The sequence below is a fragment of the Pseudonocardia bannensis genome (assembly GCF_012911875.1).
Lineage (GTDB): Bacteria > Actinomycetota > Actinomycetes > Mycobacteriales > Pseudonocardiaceae > Pseudonocardia > Pseudonocardia bannensis.
In genome coordinates this window covers 1-18,702 of record NZ_JAAXKZ010000048.1, presented here as the reverse complement: position 1 = coordinate 18,702, position 18,702 = coordinate 1, and the positions used below count along the sequence as shown (strand labels likewise).

The window sequence follows — 18,702 nt, the reverse complement described above, 5'->3', positions numbered from 1 at the left end:
CGGGGACGGACGCGGCCTGAGAGAATGCTGCGATGCCCGTCAGCACGATTCCTTCCGGCGGCCCCTCCACCGGGGCGCTGGGCTCGGTCGCCCCCAGTCGCGAGGAGTTCCGCGAGCTGGCCACCGCGCACCGGGTGATCCCCGTGACGCGCCGGCTGCTCGCCGACGACGAGACCCCCGTCGGGGTCTACCGCAAGCTCGCCGGTTCCCGGCCGGGCACGTTCCTGTTCGAGTCCGCGGAGAACGGGCGGTCCTGGTCGCGCTGGTCGTTCGTGGGGGCGCACAGCGCCGCGGCGCTGACGGCGGTGGACGGCGCGCTGCGCTGGACCGGCGAGGTGCCGGTCGGAATGCCGTCCTCGGGCGACCCGCTCGCGGCGCTGCGCACGGTCGTCGAGGAGCTGCGCAGCGAGCCGCTGCCCGGGCTGCCGCCGCTGACCGGTGGAATGGTCGGCTACCTCGGCTACGACGTGGTGCGCCGCCTGGAGCGGCTGCCGGTGTCCACCACCGACGACCTCGCGCTGCCCGAGCTCGTGATGCTGCTGGCCACCGATCTGGCCGCGCTCGACCACCACGAGGGCACCGTCACCCTGATCGCCAACGCGATCAACTGGGACGCCTCCGACGCCCGCGTCGACGAGGCCTACGACGACGCGGTGGCCCGGTTGGACCGGATGACCGAGCAGCTGCGTGCCCCCGCCCCGTCCACGGTGGGCGTGTACGAGCCTGCCGAGCCGCGCTTCCTGCGCCGCCGCAGCCCGGCCGAGCACCACGCGGCCGTGGAGGTGGCCAAGGAGCAGATCCGCGCGGGGGAGGCGTTCCAGGTCGTCGTCTCGCAGCGCTTCGAGATGGAGTGCGAGGCCGACCCGCTGGACGTCTACCGGGTGCTGCGGTCGACCAACCCGAGCCCGTACATGTACCTGCTGCACCTCGAGGACGTGGGCGGCGGGCCCCCGTTCGCGATCGTCGGCTCCAGCCCGGAGGCGCTGGTCACGGTCCGCGACGGGCAGGCCACCACGCACCCCATCGCCGGCACCCGCTGGCGCGGGGCGACCGAGGAGGAGGACGTCCTTCTGGAGAAGGACCTGCGGTCCGACGAGAAGGAGCGCGCCGAGCACGTGATGCTCGTCGACCTGGGCCGCAACGACCTGGGCCGGGTGTGCGAGCCGGGCACGGTCAAGGTGCACAACTTCTTCTCCGTCGAGCGCTACAGCCACGTGATGCACCTGGTCTCGACGGTCACCGGCACGCTGCGTGAGGACCGCAACGCCTACGACGCCGTGCTGGCCTGTTTCCCCGCGGGGACGCTGTCGGGAGCGCCGAAGGTGCGGGCGATGGAGATCATCGAGGAGCTGGAGCCGACCCGGCGTGGGCTCTACGGCGGGATCGTCGGGTACCTGGACTTCGCCGGCAACGCCGACACCGCCATCGCGATCCGCACCGCGCTGGTCCGCAGCGGGACCGCGTACGTGCAGGCCGGCGGCGGGATCGTGGCCGACTCCGACCCCGTCGCGGAGGACACCGAGTGCCTGAACAAGGCCCGGGCGGTGCTGTCCGCGGTGGCCACGGCGGCCACGTTGGGCGAGCCGGGGAGCGCTCCGGGAGGCAACGGGCGGGAGCCACGGTGAGTGCCGCCGGGGACGGGCGCCGCCGGCTGCTGCTGATCTGTGTCGGCCTGCTGGCCGGGGCCCTGGCGCTGTGGGGCTCATCCCGGCTGACCTGGTTCTCCGCGACCGTCGTCACGGCCACCCGGGGCGAGGTCGAACTCGCGGCGACCGGTGCCGACCTCGAGCCCGCCCCGGCCGGTATCGCGCTGCTCGCGGTGGCCGCCGTGGCCGCCGCGATCGCGGTCTCCGGGATCGCCCGCCGCGCGCTGGGCGGCGTGATCGTCCTCGCGGGTGCCGCCGCCGGTGCGATCACGCTGACCGGGCTGCTGAGCCCGCCGCCGGTCGAGCGGTTGGCCGTGCTGCTGGACGTCTCGCTCGGCTCCGACCCGGCGGCGACACTGCCGTCGGTGCCGGTGGGGGTGACCCCCGCACCGTGGCTGGGGGTGGTGGGTAGTGTGCTGCTGCTGGCCGCGGGTGCGGCGCTGCTGGTGGGTGAACGTGGCCTGCCCCGGTTCGGAGGCCGGTACGCGGCGCCGGGCGCGCGCAGGCCGGCCGTCGACCCGGACCGGGCGGCGTGGCAGGAGCTGGACGCGGGTCGGGATCCGACCGTGGACGTCGCCGACGGTGCCCAGACCCAGGCCGGGCCTGGCGGCGACCCGTCGACGAGGCGTGTCTAGCATGGTCCGAACGCCTGGAAGGCCCGAACCCGGAAGGGGAGTCAGCCCCGTGGGCGAGCGCACGAAGCAAACCGGCCCCAGCGTCCTCGAGTCCATCGTGGACGGGGTCCGGCAGGATCTCGCCGTTCGCGAGGCCGCCGTCGATTTCACCGAGATCAAGCGGCGTGCCGCGCAGGCGCCGCCGCCCCGTGACGTGATGGCGTCGCTGCGGGCGCCGGGCATCGGCGTGATCGCCGAGGTCAAGCGGCGCAGCCCGTCGAAGGGCGATCTGGCGACCATCTCCGACCCGGCCGAGCTGGCCGCGTCCTACGCCGAGGGCGGGGCCCGCGTCATCAGCGTGCTCACCGAGCAGCGCCGTTTCGGCGGTTCGCTCGCCGACCTCGACGCCGTCCGCGCCGTCGTCGACATCCCGATCCTGCGCAAGGACTTCATCGTCAGCCCGTACCAGGTGCACGAGGCCCGCGCGCACGGCGCCGACCTGGTGCTGCTGATCGTCGCGGCGCTGGAGCAGAACGTGCTGGTCGCGCTGCTCGACCGGGTCGAGTCGCTGGGCATGACCGCGCTGGTCGAGGTGCACACCGAGGAGGAGGCCGACCGTGCGCTCGAGGCGGGCGCCGGCCTGATCGGGGTCAACGCGCGCAACCTGCACACCCTCGAGGTCAACCGCTCGATCTTCGGCCAGATCGCGCCCGGGCTGCCCAACGACGTGCTGCGGGTCGCCGAGTCCGGCGTCCGCGGCCCCGGTGACCTGCTCACCTACGCCGGTTGGGGAGCCGACGCGGTGCTCGTCGGGGAGGGCCTGGTGACCAGCGGGGACCCGCAGTCGGCGGTCCGCAGCCTGGTGGCCGCAGGCTTCCACCCGTCGTGCTCCAGAATGGTGCGGTGAGCACTACCAGCGGGGGCACCACCCATCCGGACGGCGGGGTCAGGGCGAGCCACGGCATCGCGACCCGGTCGGGGCACGAACCCGACGCACGCGGGCACTTCGGGCGCTACGGCGGGCGGTTCGTCCCGGAAGCGCTGGTCGCGGCCCTCGACGAGCTGACCGCGGCCTACGAGAAGGCCCGGTCCGATCCGGAGTTCCTCGGCGAGCTCGACCGGCTGCACCGGGACTACACGGGGCGGCCGTCCCCGCTCACCGACGCGCCGAAGCTGAGCGAGCACGCCGGCGGGGCGCGCATCCTGCTCAAGCGCGAGGACCTGAACCACACCGGGTCACACAAGATCAACAATGTCCTGGGTCAGGCGCTGCTCACCAAGCGGATGGGCAAGTCCCGGGTGATCGCCGAGACCGGCGCCGGTCAGCACGGGGTGGCCACCGCCACCGCGTGCGCGCTGCTCGGGCTCGACTGCATGATCTACATGGGCGAGGTGGACACCCGCCGCCAGGCGCTCAACGTCGCCCGGATGCGCCTGCTCGGCGCCGAGGTCGTCCCGGTCAAGACCGGCTCGCGAACGCTCAAGGACGCCATCAACGAGGCGCTGCGCGACTGGGTCACGAACGTCGACGGGACGCACTACCTGCTCGGCACGGTGGCCGGCCCGCACCCGTTCCCGGTGATGGTCCGCGACTTCCACCGCGTCATCGGGCTGGAGAGCCGCGAGCAGGTGCTCGAGCGGACGGGTCGGTTGCCCGACGCCGTCGCGGCCTGCGTGGGCGGCGGTTCCAACGCGATCGGGATCTTCCACGCGTTCCTCGACGACCCGGGTGTCCGGCTCGTCGGGTTCGAGCCCGGCGGCGACGGGATCGAGACCGGCCGCCACGGCGCGACGCTGACCGAGGGCTCACCCGGTGCGTTGCACGGGGCGATGTCCTACCTGCTGCAGGACTCCGACGGCCAGACCAGCGAGTCGTACTCGATCTCCGCCGGACTCGACTACCCCGGCGTCGGCCCCGAGCACGCTCTGCTCAAGGACATCGGGCGCGCGGAGTACCAGCCGATCACCGACGCCGAGGCGATGGAGGCCTTCGCGCTGCTGTGCCGCACCGAGGGGATCATCCCGGCCATCGAGTCCGCGCACGCCGTCGCCGGGGCGCTGCGGCTGGGCCGTGAGCTCGGGCCCGAGGGCGTCGTGCTGGTGAACCTGTCCGGGCGCGGTGACAAGGACGTCGACACCGCGGCGAAGTGGTTCGGCATGATCGGTGAGGACCAGCGCGCGGAGGACGCGGACGGGACCGCGATCGCCGAGCGGGCGCTGTCGGCTTCGGACTCCTCCTTCGCCGATCCGGGCGCGCAGACCGAAGGGATCCAGCTGTGACCGTCGCCGACGTCTTCGCCCGCTGCGCCGCCCAGGACCGCGGTGCGCTGATCGGTTACCTGCCCGCGGGCTACCCGACCGTCGACGGCTCGGTGGACCTGCTGAACGCGCTGGTCGAGGGCGGGTGCGACCTGCTCGAGGTCGGCATCCCGTACTCCGACCCGGTGATGGACGGCCCGACCATCCAGGCCGCCGCCGAGAAGGCGCTGCGCGCCGGGACGCGGATCCGTGACGTGCTGTCGGTGGTCGAGCGGGTGTCGGCGGCCGGCGGCTCGGCCGTGGTGATGACCTACTTCAACCCGGTCCTGCGCTACGGCGTCGACGCGTTCGCCCGCGACCTGGCATCGGCCGGCGGGCTCGGCGTGATCACCCCGGACCTCATCCCCGACGAGGCCGACGAGTGGCTGGCCGCGTCGACCGCGCACGGGCTGGACCGGATCTTCCTGGTCGCGCCGTCGTCGACCGAGGAGCGGATCGTGTCGACGGCCGCGGCGAGCAGCGGCTTCCTCTACGCGACGTCGATCATGGGCGTGACCGGGGCGCGGGACACCGTGGCGTCCGTCGCACCACAGATCGTCGCGCGTTGCCGCCCGCACACCTCGCTGCCGATCGGGGTCGGCCTGGGCGTGCGGTCGGGGGATCAGGCGGCTGAGGTCGCGTCCTTCGCCGACGGCGTGATCGTCGGGTCGGCGTTCGTGACCGCCGCCGAGAACGGTGGCCGGGACGGCGTGCGCGCGCTGGCCGCCGAGCTGTCCGACGGGGTGCGCCGCGCGGGGCGCCCCGCCGGAGCTCCGCAGCCGGCCTGAGCGCCGGCCGCCGAGCCCGCCCAGCGCCCGGATCCAGGAGATCGCCGCGTCGGTGTCCCCGCCCCCCGGTCGTGTGACGGTCACCTCGCGTGGGATCGGGCGGGCGCCGGAACCGTGCCCGTCCTCCCGCCGACCAACCCGACGGACAGGTCGACATGGTGAGCGCCGGTCGGCACGACGACGGGTCGCCGAAGGGCGGCGGAAGAGGTGGATCGGAATATGCGCACAGGTGCGCTGGTCAGTGCGGCAGCCGTCGGACTGGCCCTGCTCGCAGGGTGTGGGAGCACCCCGGAACCGGCCGCGGGACACCCGACGGGCGCCGGCGACCCGCAGGCCGTCCCCGCGGCCGCCGTCCCGGGCGGGCGGCTGAGCAGCGGCCCGTTCACGCTGCTGCCGACCGCCCCGCAGGGCTACGAGGGTGTCGCGGGTACCGCCGAGATGGCGCGCCACGACGGCGGCACGACCGTCACCGTCACCTTCACGGGCCTGCGCCCGGACACCGACTACGTCTCGCACGTCCACTCGGGACAGTGCGCGGAGGGCGGTGGCCCGCACTTCCGGATCGACCCGGCGGGCTCGGAGATGCCCCCGAACGAGATCCATCTGAAGTTCCGCTCCGACGCGTCGGGTGCCGCGACGGCCACTGCGGAGAACCCCACGGTGGTCGGGGCGGACGCCCGCGCGGTGGTCGTGCACCCGGCCGACCTGATGGACAACCGGGTCGCATGCGCGCCGCTGTCCTGAGCCTGGCCGCGGCGTTCGCCGGGACGCTGCTCCTGCTGCTGGCGCCCCCGGCCCTGGCGCACACGTCGCTGACCGGTGCCGATCCGGCGCCGGGCGCCCAGGTCGACCGGTTGGAGCGGATCCGGCTCGAATTCGCGGGTCGGGTCGCGCCGGATGCGCCCCGGGCGGTCGCGCTGCTGGCCCCCGACGGCAGTCGCTGGGACGACGGCGCCGTCACCCCCGACGGCGAGCGCTCGCTGGTCGCCGGCGTCGCGCCGCGGCTGCCCGCGGCCGGGGAGTACACCGTGCGCTGGTGCCTGCTCGGGCCCGACGGCCACGAGCAGCGGGGCGGCTACGTGTTCACCTACACCGGGCCGGTCGACCCGGCGGCAGGCCCGGGCGCCCCGGCAGGCGACGTGTCGTGCGCCGCGCAGGCGCCGGGCGACCCAGCCCGGTCGCCGGCCGGCTGGCTGATCGGCGGGGCGATCGCGATCGCGCTGCTCGGTGCCCTGATCGCAGGCCCGCTCGGCCGCCGCCTCGCCCGGAGACCGTGACCGGCGCGCGCGTTCGGGCGCGCACCGACGAGAACGGGTGACGGGCCGGTCAGTGGGCGCTCCGAGCGGCGTCACGGTGGGTGTGTCGTCGTGGAGCGCTACCGTGGCGGCGTGAGCACCGCCGTCACCTCAGCACTGCTGGCGTACATCCCCAGCCCGGACCGCGGTGTCTGGTACATCGGACCCGTCCCTCTGCGCGCGTACGCGCTGTGCATCATCGCGGGCATCGTGGTGGCCGTCGTGTGGGGCGAGAAGCGGTTCGTCGCCCGCGGCGGCGAGCCCGGCACGGTCGTCGACGTCGCGGTCTACGCGGTGCCGTTCGGCCTGGTCGGCGGCCGTCTCTACCACGTCGCCACCGACTGGCAGACCTACTTCGGTCCCGGCGGGAATCCGATCGACGCGCTGAAGATCTGGCAGGGCGGTCTGGGGATCTGGGGCGCCATCGCGCTCGGCGGAGTGGGTGCCTGGATCGCGTGCCGCCGCCGGGGTGTGCCGCTGCCGTTCTTCGCCGACGCCGTGGCACCCGGGATCGTGGTCGCGCAGGCGATCGGCCGGCTCGGCAACTACTTCAACCAGGAGCTCTACGGCGGGCCCACCACCCTGCCGTGGGGCCTGGAGATCTACGACCGGGTCGATCCGGCCACCGGCTTCCCTGACGCCCTGGGCGGCGTCGCCCTCGACACCACGCCGGTCGCGATCGTGCACCCGACGTTCCTGTACGAGATGCTCTGGAGCCTCCTCATCGCCGTGGTGATCGTGTGGGCCGACCGGCGCTTCCGGCTCGGGCACGGGCGCGTCTTCGCGCTCTACGTGGCCGGATACACGCTGGGCCGGTTCTTCATCGAGCTCATGCGCACCGACCCGGCCACCCGGGTGTTCGGCGACGTCCGGATCAACGTCGTGGTCTCCGCCGTCGTGTTCGTCTGCGCCGTGGCGTACGTCGTGCTCGTCCGCAAGCCCCGCGAGGAGATCACCCGGCCCGAGGCGGAGCCGGCCGGCGACCCGTCCGGAACCGGGGCCGACGCGCCGGTGGACGGGCCGCCCGAGGACGAGGCGGTCTCCGGCCCCACCCGTGACCGGGCACCGTGACCGCCGGGACCGAGGTCTTCGACGGGTTCGGCGACGGCGCGGTCGAGTTCTACGACGGGCTGCTCGCCGACAACTCGAAGGCCTACTGGACCGACCAGAAGCCGGTCTACGACGAGCACGTGCGCGGACCGATGCTCGCGCTGCTCGCGGCGCTGGAGCCGGAGTTCGGCGCCGGGAAGATCTTCCGCCCGTACCGCGACGTCCGGTTCTCCCACGACAAGACGCCGTACAAGACCCACTGCGGCGGGTTCGCGGCGCCCTACTACGTGGAGCTCTCCGCCGAGGGGCTGATGGCGGCGGCGGGTTACTACCGGATGGCATCCGACCAGGTCGCCCGCTATCGCACGGCCGTGGCGGACGACCGGCGCGGCGACGACCTGGCCTCCCGGCTCGCCGCCGTCGAGGAGGCCGGGCTCACCGTCGACGGCGACCTGCTCAAGAGCCGGCCCCGCGGGGTCGACCCGGAGCACCCGCGGCTGGGTCTGCTGCGGCACCGCTCGCTGTACGTGTGGCGGCGCTGGGCCCCCGACGACGTGCTGCACGAACGCGGCTGCCTGCACCGGGTCGCGGACACCTGGCGGACGGCGCGTCCGGTCGCCGAGTGGCTGGCCGACCACGTCGGGCCGTCGGAGCAGCCCCGCCGCTGAGGTCACGGTTCACGGGCGGACTCAGGAGGGCGGCGGACGGATCGACGACGGGGCGACGGCCAGGACGCCGAGGCCGAGCGCGATTCCGGCCACATCCACCAGCGCGTCGAGTACGTCACCGCTGCGCCCGATCGGCAGCACCGCCTGCAGCATCTCCGACCCGGCGGCGTAGGCCACCAGGGCCACCGCCAGTGGTCGCAGCGGCAGCCCCGCCCACCGGCCGGTACCGGCCAGCGCCGCGAAGACCAGCAGGTGGATCAGCTTGTCCACGCCGGGCGGCGCGGACGGGACCCCGGACGCCGGAGTGAAGAGCACCACCGCACTCGCCATCAGGGAAGCGACAAAAAGCAGGGCGCGCAATGTTCGCCTTCCTCCAACCTGATCGTTTCAGTGACCGCGCTACGCTCTCATGGTGAGCCGTCGCACCAAGATCGTCTGCACCATCGGGCCGGCCACCGCGACCCCGGACCGGATCCGGGAACTCGTCGGGGCCGGGATGGACGTCGCCCGGCTGAACTTCAGTCACGGCAACCGGGACGACCACAAGCGCGTCTACGAGATGGTCCGCCACGCCTCGGACGTGGAGGGCCGGGCGGTGGGCATCCTGGCCGACCTGCAGGGCCCCAAGATCCGGCTCGGCCGTTTCGCCGGCGGCCCGACCGAGTGGCGCACCGGGGGAGAGGTCCGGATCACCGTCGAGGACGTGACCGGTACCCACGACCGGGTGTCCACGACCTACTCCGGCCTGGCCAGCGACGCCCGCCCGGGGGACCGGCTGCTCGTCGACGACGGGAAGGTCGGGCTGCGTGTCGTGGCCGTGGAGGGCCTCGACGTCGTCTGCAAGGTCACCGAGGGTGGCCCGGTCAGTGACAACAAGGGCCTCTCGCTGCCCGGGATGAACGTCTCGGTCCCGGCGGTCAGCGCGAAGGACGCGGCCGACCTGGAGTTCGCGCTCGACCTGCGCGTGGACGTGGTCGCGCTGTCGTTCGTGCGCAGCCCGGCCGACATCGACCAGGTCCACAAGATCATGGACAACAAGGGTGCCCGGCTGCCCGTCATCGCCAAGCTGGAGAAGCCCGAGGCCGTCGACAACCTCGAGGCCATCGTGCTGGCCTTCGACGGGATCATGGTCGCCCGCGGCGACCTGGGCGTCGAGTTGCCGCTGCAGAACGTGCCGCTCGTGCAGAAGCGGGCCATCCAGATCGCCCGGGAGAACGCCAAGCCGGTCATCGTGGCCACCCAGATGTTGGACTCGATGATCACGAACTCGCGGCCGACCCGTGCCGAGGCCTCCGACGTCGCGAACGCGGTGCTGGACGGCACCGACGCGCTGATGCTCTCCGGTGAGACCAGCGTCGGGCGCTACCCGATCAAGTCGGTGCGCACGATGGCCGAGATCGTCGAGGCCGTCGAGGCGGGCCCGGCCACGGTGCCGCCGCTCAACCACGTGCCGCGCACCAAGCGCGGGGTGCTCTCCTACGCCGCTCGGGACATCGGCGAGCGGCTCTCGGCCCGCGCGCTGGTCGCGTTCACCCAGTCCGGCGACACCGTGCGCCGGCTGGCCCGGCTGCACACCCGGCTGCCGCTGCTGGCCTTCACCCCGACCCCCGAGGTGCGCAGCCAGCTCGCGATGACGTGGGGCACCGAGACGTTCCTCGTCGACCGGGTGGAGTCCACCGACGCCATGGTCCGCCAGGTCGACCAGGCGATGCTGTCCATCGACCGGTTCCAGCCCGGGGACCTGGTCGTCATCGTGGCCGGGTCGCCGCCCGGCACCATCGGGTCCACCAACCTCATCCGGGTGCACCGCCTCGGCGAGGAGGACCACGCCTGACCGGGGCGGCTGAGACAATCGCGGCGTGACCTCTCCCGCGACCGCATCGTCCTCGGAGCCCGAGCTCGCCGCCGACGGCGTGCCGCGCGGGCAGGCCGTCCTCGACGAGCTGGTGGACCTGCTCGACCTCGAACAGCTCGAGGTGAACCTGTTCCGCGGGGTCAGCCCGCCGCACTCGCCGACCCGCGTGTTCGGCGGGCAGGTCGCCGGGCAGGCGCTGGTGGCGGCCGGGCGGACGGTCCCCGCGGACCGGCAGGTGCACTCGCTGCACGCCTACTTCATCCGCCCCGGCGACCCGCGGGTACCGATCGTCTACGAGACCGAGCGGGTGCGCGACGGCCGGTCGTTCACCACGCGGCGGGTGCTGGCCATCCAGCACGGGGAGGCGATCTTCTCGCTGTCGGCGTCGTTCCAGCTCGAGCAGCACGGGCTGGAACACACCGAACCGATGCCCGCGGGCGTGCCGGACCCGGAGTCGCTGCCCGACCTGGGGCAGCGCATCGCCGCCGGCGGCGAGGGTGGCTGGCTGTCCGAGATCCCGCGGCCGCTGGACGTCCGTGTGGTCGGCGAACCGGTGTGGTCGTCGAACCGGCCCGGGGCCTCCGACGAGCCGGTCCGGGTGTGGATGCGCGCCGACGGCACGCTGCCCGACGATCGGTTGCTGCACGTCTGCCTGCTCACCTATGCCAGTGACCTGACGCTGCTGGGGTCGGTGGTGGCCCGGCACGACATGTCGTCGGCCCAGGTGCAGATGGCGAGCCTGGACCACGCGATGTGGTTCCACCAGCCGTTCCGGGCCGACGAGTGGCTGCTCTACGAGTGCTACTCGCCCGCCGCGTCGGGCGGGCGCGGGCTGGCCACCGGCCGGTTCTACACCACCGACGGCCGGCTGATCGCGAGCACGATGCAGGAGGGCCTCGTACGGCTGCCGCGCGACAGCGCATAGCCACACTCACCCCGGCCGGCTCCCTCCCGGCTGAGCAGACGACGCGTGCATGGTGTGGCCCCGCGCGAGTTGGACGCGCGCGGCGCCACCGTGCGCGCGTCCGTCACGGATGTGACCCCGTCCGGGCTCAGCGGCGCACCTCGATGGTGCTGCGCATCCAGGGGTGGATGAGGCACTCGAACTTGTGCGTCCCGGCGCTCAGGCCGTGGATGTGCAGGGTCTCGCCCGGCTGGAGGAACGTCGGCCCCGGGTCACCCACGGGCAGCGCCGTCGGGGATCCGTTCGGCAGGGCCGCGTCGAGCGGCGGGATGCCGACGGTGCCGAACCGGGAGACCTCGGAGAACGAGTGGACCTCCCCGCCCTCGTTCGTCACGTGCACGCTCTCGCCGAGGCGGATCTTCGCTTCGCGGCGGTCGAACCGCCAGGCGCCGTGGCCGCCGTCCTTCGGGTTGAGCTTCTCGCTGAACTTCGCGAACGTCACGTTGCCGTCGCCGTCGCCGTCGCCGACGCAGGTGCCCGGGCCGAGGGCCGCGTTGAACGACGTCGTCTCACACTCGTCCTGCACCCGCACCGAGGTCCCGCCGTGAGCCGCGGCCGCGGGGGCGACCAGGACCGTGGGAATCAGGCCGACCGCGGCCACGGCGAGCACCCCCGCCGCCCACCGGGCGCCCCGGGATCTCGTCGCAGCTCCGGTCCGTTCACGCCGAACATCCATCGGGATCACCTCTCTCCAGCTCGGGCCGTGTGCGTGGTCGACCGGCTCCCCTCCGGCCTCGACGTGCTCCCCCCCGGACCCGTGGGCGGGGCGAGTGCGGGCGAGGGTGGCAGGGCCGGTTCACCGGTCGGTACACCCAAATCGAGCGGAACCGAACGGCCGCTGTCGGGCGGTCCGATCGGGGTGTGGTCCGGGGGTCCGGTCGCGCGGTCGCGCTGCCCCGAGCGCCCGAGGCCCGGCCGGCTGCGCGACCCGGGGGCCGCCTGGTAGGAAAGTCATCATGCCGCCCGGTTCGCCGCCCCTCGTGCGGCGCCGGCACGTGGACTTCCAGCGGGTGTGCACCTGTGCGTGTCCGGGCTCGCGCTGACACCAGAGATCCCTCACCCCCGCGTTCCCCGAGAGGCCAGCCCATGTCCACGGAAGTCGTTCGCTCCACCGGCCGGGACGAGACACTGCGCGCGATCGTCGGAGCCACCTCCGCGAAGATCGACGACGACAACGACAGGGCGCACGCCCGGTTCCGGGCCGAGGGTTCCGGCGGCGACGGCCTGCGCGTCGAGATCCGCGTCGGACGGCACACCATGGTCGTCGACGAACCGCCCGCCCTGGGTGGCGAGGGCGCCGCGCCCAACCCCGTCGAGACCGCGCTGGCGGCGCTCCTGTCCTGCCAGGTCATCACCTACCGCTTCTGGTCGGCCCAGCTCGGCATCCCGCTCGACGACGTCCGGATCGACGTCGACGGGGACCTCGACGTGCGCGGCTTCTTCGGCCTCGACTCCGGGGTGCGCCCCGGGTTCGCCGAGGTCCGGGTGAGCGTGACGCTCGACGGCCCGGCGTCGGCAGAGCAGTACCGCAAGCTGGCCGCGGCGGTCGACGAGCACTGCCCGGTGCTGGACCTGTTCCGCAATGCGACGCCCGTCAGCACCCGCCTCATCACCGGCGGGGCAGGATGACGCTATGAGCGAGCAGCCCCAGCGGGACCGGAACTGGGGGTTCCGGACACGCGCGGTGCACGCGGGAGCGGTGCCGGACGCGGCCACCGGCGCCCGTGCGGTGCCGATCTACCAGTCGACGAGCTTCGTCTTCGAGGACACCACGGACGCGGCCAGCCTGTTCGCGTTGCAGAAGTACGGCCTGATCTACAGCCGCATCGCGAACCCCACGGTGTCGGCGCTGGAGGAGCGCCTCGCCAGCCTCGACGGCGGCATCGGCGCGGTCGCCACGGCGAGCGGACAGGCCGCGGAGTTCCTGACGTTCGCCTGCCTCGCCGGGGCCGGCGACCACATCGTCGCCGCCGCCGGGCTCTACGGAGGCACGATCACCCAGCTCGACGTGACCCTGCGCCGGTTCGGGGTCGAGACCACGTTCGTCAGCGGGGGCGACCCGGCGGACTACGCGGCCGCCATCACCGACCGCACGAAGCTGGTGTTCGCCGAGGTCGTGTCGAACCCGTCGGGCGCGGTCGCCGACATCGCCGGCCTGGCCGATGTCGCCCACGCCGCCGGGTTGCCGCTGATCATCGACGCGACGCTGGCGACGCCCTACCTGTGCCGCCCCATCGAGCACGGTGCCGACATCGTGATCCACTCCGCGACGAAGTTCCTCGGTGGTCACGGCACCACACTGGGCGGTGTCGTGATCGAGTCGGGCCGCTTCGACTGGGGCAACGGGCGCTTCCCGCAGATGACCGAGCCGGTCCCGTCCTACGGTGGGCTGAACTGGTGGGGCAACTTCCAGGAGTTCGGCTTCCTCACGAAGCTGCGCGCCGAGCAGTTGCGTGACGTCGGGGCGTCGCTGTCGCCGCACTCGGCGTTCCTGCTCATCCAGGGCGTGGAGACGCTACCGCAGCGCATGGAGAACCACGTCGCGAACGCGCGCACCGTCGCCGAGTGGCTGCACGCCGACCCGAGGGTGTCCTATGTGCGGTGGGCCGGGCTGCCCGACCACCCCGACCACGACCGGGCCGCGAGGTACCTGCCGCTCGGGCCGGGCGCGGTGTTCTCCTTCGGGGTGCAGGGGGGCCGCGAGGCGGGTCAGCGGTTCATCGAGTCGGTGCAGCTGTGCAGCCACCTGGCCAACGTCGGTGATGCCCGCACGCTCGTCATCCACCCCGGTTCGACGACCCACCAGCAGCTCAGCGACGTCCAGCTCCGCGACGCGGGTGTGCCGCCGGACCTGGTGCGGATCAGCGTCGGCCTCGAGGACGCCGACGACATCCTGTGGGACCTCGACCAGGCACTGGCCGCGGCCGCGAAGGAGGGCGCGTGAGCAGCTGGGAGAACCCGTCGGCGACGCGCCGGCAGCAGCTGCTGCGCGCCACGCGCAGCGTCGCCATGGTCGGCGCCTCCCCGAACCCGGCCCGGGCCAGCAACTTCGTGGCGACCTACCTGGTGTCCAGCAGCGACTACGACCTGTACTTCGTCAATCCCAACGCCGAGGAGATCCTCGGCCGGCCGGTCTACAAGACCCTCGCCGACCTCCCGGTCGTCCCGGACCTGGTCGACGTGTTCCGGCGGCCCCAGGACCTGCCCGCGGTGCTGGACGACGTGCTCGCGCTGGGCGAGGGCGTCAGCACCTTCTGGCTGCAGTTCGGGCTCTTCGACCCGGCCGTGGCCCGGCGCGCCCAGGCCCGCGGGCTCGAGGTCGTGATGGACCGCTGCCTGAAGGTCGAGCACGCCCGTTTCCACGGCGGGCTGCACCTGGCCGGCTTCGATACCGGTGTCATCAGCTCACGGCGGCGGCGCCCGTGACGGCGGTTCTGCCGGTCAGCGGGGCGTGGCGGGACGGGGACCCGGCGGGCGAGCGGCACTTCCTCGAGCTGCCCGCGGCCCTGCCCCTGGAGCTCGGTGGCACGTTGCCGTCCGTGCGGCTGGCCTACGAAACCTGGGGGACGCTGTCCCCGGCCCGGGACAATGCGGTACTGGTGCTGCATGCGCTGTCCGGGGACAGCCACGTCATCGGTGCGGCCGGGCCCGGCCACCCGACACCGGGGTGGTGGAGCGGCGTCGTCGGTCCCGGGCTGGCCATCGACACGGACCGCTTCTTCGTGGTGTGCGCCAACGTGATCGGCGGCTGCCAGGGCTCCACCGGGCCGTCGTCGCTCGCACCGGACGGGCGGGCCTGGGGGAGCCGCTGGCCGCTGACCACCATTCGCGACCAGGTGGCCGCGGAGGTGCCACTGGCCGATGCGCTGGGCATCGACGCCTGGGCGGCCGTCGTCGGCGGGTCGATGGGCGGGATGCGCGCGCTGGAGTGGGCGGTGGCCCACCCGTCGCGGGTCCGTCGCGTCGTCGTCCTGGCTGCGGCCGCGGAGGCCAGCGCCGACCAGGTGGGGCTCTGCCGCATCCAGGTCGACGCCGTGCGCGCCGATCCGCACTGGCGCGGTGGGGACTACTACGAACACGAGCGGGGTCCCGACACCGGGCTCGGCATCGCCCGGCGGATCGCGCACCTGAGCTACCGCACCGCCGATGAGGTCGACGTCCGGTTCGGCCGGTCCGCCCAGGACGGCCGGGATCCGTTGCGTGGTGGGCTGTTCGCCGTCGAGTCCTATCTGGAGCACGCGGCGGGTGGCCTGCTGGCGCGGTTCGACGCGGGCAGCTACGTGGCGCTGAACCTGGCCATGAACAGCCACGAGATCGGCCGTGGCCGGGGTGGCACGGCGGCGGCGCTGGCCCGGGTCACCGCCACGCCGACCATCGTCGGGGTCGACACCGACCGGCTCTACCCGTTGCGCCAGCAGGCCGAGCTCGCCGACGCGTTCGGGGTGCCGCTCGAGGTGATCGCGTCCGAGCGCGGGCACGACGGGTTCCTGGTGGAGACCGAGCAGGTCAGCGCGGTGCTGACGCGGGCGCTGCAGGCCTGAGTCAGACGAGGTTCGCCAGCGCTCGCAGCACCCAGAACAGCGGAGCGGCGACCACCACCAGCAGCCGGAACGGCCAGCGCCGGCGGCGCGCGATCAGCCAGGTGAGCAGCGCACCGACCAGCATCGGCAGGACCAGCCTGCCCGTGAACACCCCCGCGGACTCCGCCGCCGGCGGCGGACCCGCGACCAGCAGCACGAGCGCCAGGTTGACCGCCGCCCAGACCGCGGTGGCGCCGAGGGCCCGGGCGTAGCCGGTGCGCGCCGGCGCCTGTCCGACCGGCGCGGGCGGGTGCTCCGGCTGCGCCGGGTAGGGCGGCGCGCCGGGCATCGGGGCGTGCGGCGGGAGGGTCTCGGGCAGCGGGGTGTAGCCGGGGGCGCCCTGCCAGGAGAAGCGCGGCTCGTCGTCGGGCGGGCGTGGCCCGGCCTGACCGGTCTCGTCGGCAGGCGGGACGGGATCGGCCATGGCGGGTCCCGGGGGCGGGTCGTGGTCCGCGGGTGCGGGTCGTGCCGGGTCGCGCGCAGGCTTCTCCGGGTCGGCCATGGTCACCGACCCTAGCCCGCGACGGCCGCCCCGGCCGTCGGTGAACCATGATCCTCGAACGCGGGACACCCTCCATCGCGACGGCAGCTGCCGGTGATCATGTCCGTGGCCGGCCCGGCGCCCGGGTGGGGCGCCCGTAGGTCAGCCGCCGCAGCAGCACCTCGGCCGGCCCGCGCACCCCCGCCCGTTCCATCGCGACGGCGGCCCCGAGGAGCAGCAGCCAGGTGCCGACCGCGAGCAGCGCGGCCTGCCAGAGCGTGAGCCGGGCGCCCAGGCCCAGGGTCCAGGCCGGCAGCAACGCGACGAACACCACCGACTGGGCCAGATAGCAGGTCAGCGATCGTTGCCCGCACGCCACCAGGGCACCGCGCACGGGTGCGCGACGGGCGGAGAGCCGGATCGCCCACAACCCGAACAGCGCGGCGTACCCGATCCCACCGGCGTACCCGCTGACCGCATGCAGTGCCCCGGCGACCAGCAGCACACCGGTGGGTGGGTCCGCCCACACCCCGGCGGCCATCAACGCGAGCGGCGCACCACCCAGCACGGCCGCACCGAGGCCCACCGCCGCGACCCGGGTGAGCAGCGTGCGGTGCCGCTCGGGCTCGTCGAGCAGCCGCCGGCGCGCCGCCCAGGCCCCCAGCGTCACCGCCCCGAGAACCGAGACGACCTGCCCCAGCAGGCCGATGCCGACCCACTCGACGAGCCGGGTGGCCATCGCCGCGAGCGGGTCCGTGGCGGTCATCGAGGCGAGGAACGACGTCTGCCCATCCGGCGGCGGCAGCGCGCCCGCGGCCCCGAACAGCGCCGTCAGGAACAACCCGACCGCTGTCACCGTGAGAAGCGTGACCGCCGAGCCGGCGACGAGCGTGCCGGCCATGAGGACGGCGAGCAGCCCGTAGGCCCCCACGATGTCGCCGGAGAACAGCAGGACCCCGTGTGCGAACCCGATCAGCACCATCCAGCCGCCGCGCCGGCGCACCAGGCGGGCGGTGGCCCGCGCGTCGACGCCCGCGGCGCCGCGCCGCCATGCGAGCTGTACGACGCCGTAGCCGAACAGCAGCCCGAACAAGGGATAGGCCCGCCCGTCGACCAGCATCATCTGCGCCGCCACGACGAGCCGGTCGACGCCGCTGACGTCGCGCGGATAGCCGCGCACCCCCAGGGGGTGACCGAACAGAAACAGGTGCACGTTCGCGCACGCGATGAGCAGCAGCATCGCACCGCGGGCGAGGTCGGGCGCGAGCGCCCGGTCCGCGGTCGGGGTGGCGCCGAGGTGGTCCGACGAGCCGGCGGGGCGGGACACGATCACCAGCCTAGGAGGGGCGATCCCGGCTGTCCGGTCCGCCGATCGGTGGGCCGTTCGTCCGCCGATCCGGGCAGGTCGGCACGGAGGTGATCCCCGTCGCGGCGCGCGAACGCGCCGAGGGTTAGCCTTCGGCCCGTGTCTACCACCCCTGTCACCGTCACTGTCACCGGAGCCGCTGGCCAGATCGGTTACGCGCTGCTCTTCCGGATCGCCTCCGGGCAGCTGCTGGGGCCCGACACCCCGGTCCGGCTCCGCCTGCTGGAGATCCCGCAGGCCGTGAAGGCCGCCGAGGGCACCGCGATGGAGCTCGACGACTGCGCGTTCCCGCTGCTGTCCGGCATCGACATCACCGACGACGCGAACGCCGCGTTCGACGGTGCCAACGTCGCGCTGCTCGTCGGCGCCCGCCCCCGCACCAAGGGCATGGAGCGCGGCGACCTGCTCGAGGCCAACGGCGGCATCTTCGCGCCCCAGGGCCGCGCCATCAACGCCGGTGCGGCCGACGACATCCGCGTCCTCGTGGTCGGCAACCCGGCCAACACCAACGCGCTCATCGCGCAGGCCGCCGCGCCCGACGTCCCGGCCGAGCGGTTCACCGCGATGACCCGCCTCGACCACAACCGCGCTCTGGCGCAGCTGTCGAAGAAGCTGTCGGTGCCGCTGACCGAGATCAAGAAGATGACGATCTGGGGCAACCACTCGGCCACCCAGTACCCGGACCTGTTCCACGCCGAGGTGAACGGCAAGAGCGCCGCGGAGCAGGTCGAGGAGTCCTGGCTGCGCGACGAGTTCATCCCGACCGTGGCCAAGCGCGGCGCGGCGATCATCGAGGCCCGCGGCGCGTCGTCGGCGGCGTCGGCGGCCAACGCGGCCATCGACCACGTCTACGACTGGGTCAACGGCACCGCGGAGGGCGACTGGACCTCGGCGGCCATCCCGTCCGACGGCTCCTACGGCGTTCCCGAGGGCATCATCTCGTCGTTCCCGGTGACCTCGCGCAACGGCCGCTGGGAGATCGTCCAGGGCCTGGACATCGACGCGTTCTCCCGCGAGAAGATCGACGCCTCGGTCGCCGAGCTCGTCGAGGAGCGCGAGGCCGTCAAGGCCCTCGGCCTGCTCTGACCCCACCCGGG

General features: G+C 73.6%; 20 protein-coding genes. 16 read left to right on the top strand and 4 right to left on the bottom strand.

Annotated elements, in window-relative coordinates; genetic code table 11:
* Window positions 1–32 precede the first annotated feature (32 nt).
* The 9 genes from HF519_RS14675 (at window position 33) to HF519_RS14635 (ending at window position 8,359) form a co-directional block, all read left to right on the top strand.
* Complete coding sequence (locus HF519_RS14675; RefSeq protein WP_169413498.1) at window positions 33–1,625, top strand: anthranilate synthase component I; 1,593 nt, start codon at window positions 33–35, stop codon at window positions 1,623–1,625.
* Window positions 1,622–2,281 carry a Trp biosynthesis-associated membrane protein gene (locus tag HF519_RS14670; RefSeq protein ID WP_169413497.1) on the top strand — a complete coding sequence of 220 codons (660 nt, stop codon included), beginning with the start codon at window positions 1,622–1,624 and terminating at the stop codon, window positions 2,279–2,281. Before HF519_RS14675 ends, HF519_RS14670 begins: the two co-directional genes overlap by 4 nt.
* A gap of 49 nt (window positions 2,282–2,330) precedes the next feature.
* Window positions 2,331–3,167: an indole-3-glycerol phosphate synthase TrpC gene (gene trpC, locus HF519_RS14665; protein ID WP_312860115.1), complete on the top strand. Its 837-nt coding sequence runs from the start codon at window positions 2,331–2,333 to the stop codon at window positions 3,165–3,167.
* Window positions 3,168–3,223: 56 nt separating this feature from the next.
* A complete protein-coding gene (gene trpB, locus HF519_RS14660) occupies window positions 3,224–4,540 on the top strand; it encodes a tryptophan synthase subunit beta (RefSeq protein WP_169413522.1) in 1,317 nt (438 codons plus the stop codon).
* The gene (gene trpA / locus HF519_RS14655; protein WP_169413495.1) at window positions 4,537–5,346 is read left to right on the top strand and encodes a tryptophan synthase subunit alpha; all 810 of its coding nucleotides are present in this window, start codon (window positions 4,537–4,539) and stop codon (window positions 5,344–5,346) included. The genes trpB and trpA overlap by 4 nt, the downstream gene beginning before the upstream one ends.
* A gap of 219 nt (window positions 5,347–5,565) precedes the next feature.
* Complete coding sequence (locus HF519_RS14650; protein WP_169413494.1) at window positions 5,566–6,090, top strand: superoxide dismutase family protein; 525 nt, start codon at window positions 5,566–5,568, stop codon at window positions 6,088–6,090.
* The gene (locus HF519_RS14645) at window positions 6,072–6,623 is read left to right on the top strand and encodes a copper resistance CopC family protein (protein ID WP_169413493.1); all 552 of its coding nucleotides are present in this window, start codon (window positions 6,072–6,074) and stop codon (window positions 6,621–6,623) included. Before HF519_RS14650 ends, HF519_RS14645 begins: the two co-directional genes overlap by 19 nt.
* Window positions 6,624–6,734: 111 nt before the next feature.
* Window positions 6,735–7,712: a prolipoprotein diacylglyceryl transferase gene (gene lgt / locus HF519_RS14640; RefSeq protein ID WP_169413492.1), complete on the top strand. Its 978-nt coding sequence runs from the start codon at window positions 6,735–6,737 to the stop codon at window positions 7,710–7,712.
* Window positions 7,709–8,359 carry a DUF2461 domain-containing protein gene (locus HF519_RS14635; RefSeq protein ID WP_169413491.1) on the top strand — a complete coding sequence of 217 codons (651 nt, stop codon included), beginning with the start codon at window positions 7,709–7,711 and terminating at the stop codon, window positions 8,357–8,359. The genes lgt and HF519_RS14635 overlap by 4 nt, the downstream gene beginning before the upstream one ends.
* Before the next feature lie 21 nt (window positions 8,360–8,380).
* On the opposite strand, the gene HF519_RS14630 is transcribed toward HF519_RS14635, so the two are convergent.
* Window positions 8,381–8,689, bottom strand: a complete 309-nt coding sequence (locus HF519_RS14630) for a VanZ family protein (RefSeq protein WP_169413490.1) — start codon at window positions 8,687–8,689, stop codon at window positions 8,381–8,383.
* An 82-nt stretch (window positions 8,690–8,771) separates the two neighbouring features.
* Between HF519_RS14630 and pyk the strand changes: the two genes are divergently transcribed.
* Together pyk and HF519_RS14620 are read left to right on the top strand one after the other, a co-directional pair.
* Entirely contained in the window at window positions 8,772–10,193 is a 1,422-nt protein-coding gene (pyk, locus tag HF519_RS14625) for a pyruvate kinase (RefSeq protein WP_169413489.1), read from the top strand.
* A 25-nt stretch (window positions 10,194–10,218) separates the two neighbouring features.
* Window positions 10,219–11,139 carry an acyl-CoA thioesterase gene (locus tag HF519_RS14620; protein ID WP_438826395.1) on the top strand — a complete coding sequence of 307 codons (921 nt, stop codon included), beginning with the start codon at window positions 10,219–10,221 and terminating at the stop codon, window positions 11,137–11,139.
* A 127-nt stretch (window positions 11,140–11,266) separates the two neighbouring features.
* On the opposite strand, the gene HF519_RS14615 is transcribed toward HF519_RS14620, so the two are convergent.
* Window positions 11,267–11,854, bottom strand: a complete 588-nt coding sequence (locus HF519_RS14615; RefSeq protein ID WP_169413488.1) for a cupredoxin domain-containing protein — start codon at window positions 11,852–11,854, stop codon at window positions 11,267–11,269.
* 410 nt (window positions 11,855–12,264) lie between these two features.
* On the opposite strand from HF519_RS14615, the gene HF519_RS14610 reads away from it, so the two are divergent.
* Genes HF519_RS14610 through metX form a run of 4 tightly spaced genes read left to right on the top strand, consistent with a single transcriptional unit; the run spans window position 12,265 to window position 15,719 of the window.
* Window positions 12,265–12,807 (top strand): OsmC family protein, encoded by a 543-nt coding sequence (locus tag HF519_RS14610; protein ID WP_169413487.1) that lies wholly within the window; start codon window positions 12,265–12,267, stop codon window positions 12,805–12,807.
* Between the two features lie 4 nt (window positions 12,808–12,811).
* On the top strand, window positions 12,812–14,122 hold the full coding sequence (locus tag HF519_RS14605; RefSeq protein ID WP_169413486.1) for an O-acetylhomoserine aminocarboxypropyltransferase/cysteine synthase family protein: 1,311 nt from the start codon (window positions 12,812–12,814) through the stop codon (window positions 14,120–14,122).
* Window positions 14,119–14,604, top strand: a complete 486-nt coding sequence (locus tag HF519_RS14600; RefSeq protein ID WP_312860114.1) for a CoA-binding protein — start codon at window positions 14,119–14,121, stop codon at window positions 14,602–14,604. Before HF519_RS14605 ends, HF519_RS14600 begins: the two co-directional genes overlap by 4 nt.
* Window positions 14,601–15,719 (top strand): homoserine O-acetyltransferase MetX, encoded by a 1,119-nt coding sequence (metX, locus tag HF519_RS14595; protein ID WP_169413485.1) that lies wholly within the window; start codon window positions 14,601–14,603, stop codon window positions 15,717–15,719. The genes HF519_RS14600 and metX overlap by 4 nt, the downstream gene beginning before the upstream one ends.
* Before the next feature lies 1 nt (window position 15,720).
* Here metX and HF519_RS14590 read toward each other — a convergent pair whose 3' ends face one another.
* Both HF519_RS14590 and HF519_RS32870 read right to left on the bottom strand, forming a co-directional pair.
* Complete coding sequence (locus HF519_RS14590; RefSeq protein WP_169413484.1) at window positions 15,721–16,260, bottom strand: hypothetical protein; 540 nt, start codon at window positions 16,258–16,260, stop codon at window positions 15,721–15,723.
* Window positions 16,261–16,357: 97 nt separating this feature from the next.
* The gene (locus tag HF519_RS32870) at window positions 16,358–17,566 is read right to left on the bottom strand and encodes a DUF418 domain-containing protein (RefSeq protein WP_312860113.1); all 1,209 of its coding nucleotides are present in this window, start codon (window positions 17,564–17,566) and stop codon (window positions 16,358–16,360) included.
* Between the two features lie 138 nt (window positions 17,567–17,704).
* On the opposite strand from HF519_RS32870, the gene HF519_RS14580 reads away from it, so the two are divergent.
* Entirely contained in the window at window positions 17,705–18,691 is a 987-nt protein-coding gene (locus HF519_RS14580; RefSeq protein ID WP_169413483.1) for a malate dehydrogenase, read from the top strand.
* Window positions 18,692–18,702 lie beyond the last annotated feature (11 nt).

Excerpts from the sequence above, each read along its gene's own strand:
- HF519_RS14675 (WP_169413498.1), top strand. The coding sequence starts at position 33 with ATGCCCGTCAGCACGATTCCTTCCGGCGGCCCCTCCACCGGGGCGCTG.
- HF519_RS14650 (WP_169413494.1), top strand. The coding sequence starts at position 5,566 with ATGCGCACAGGTGCGCTGGTCAGTGCGGCAGCCGTCGGACTGGCCCTG.
- HF519_RS14645 (WP_169413493.1), top strand. The coding sequence starts at position 6,072 with ATGCGCGCCGCTGTCCTGAGCCTGGCCGCGGCGTTCGCCGGGACGCTG.
- HF519_RS14630 (WP_169413490.1), bottom strand. The coding sequence starts at position 8,689 with ATGGCGAGTGCGGTGGTGCTCTTCACTCCGGCGTCCGGGGTCCCGTCC.
- HF519_RS14615 (WP_169413488.1), bottom strand. The coding sequence starts at position 11,854 with ATGGATGTTCGGCGTGAACGGACCGGAGCTGCGACGAGATCCCGGGGC.
- HF519_RS14610 (WP_169413487.1), top strand. The coding sequence starts at position 12,265 with ATGTCCACGGAAGTCGTTCGCTCCACCGGCCGGGACGAGACACTGCGC.
- HF519_RS14605 (WP_169413486.1), top strand. The coding sequence starts at position 12,812 with ATGAGCGAGCAGCCCCAGCGGGACCGGAACTGGGGGTTCCGGACACGC.
- HF519_RS14590 (WP_169413484.1), bottom strand. The coding sequence starts at position 16,260 with ATGGCCGACCCGGAGAAGCCTGCGCGCGACCCGGCACGACCCGCACCC.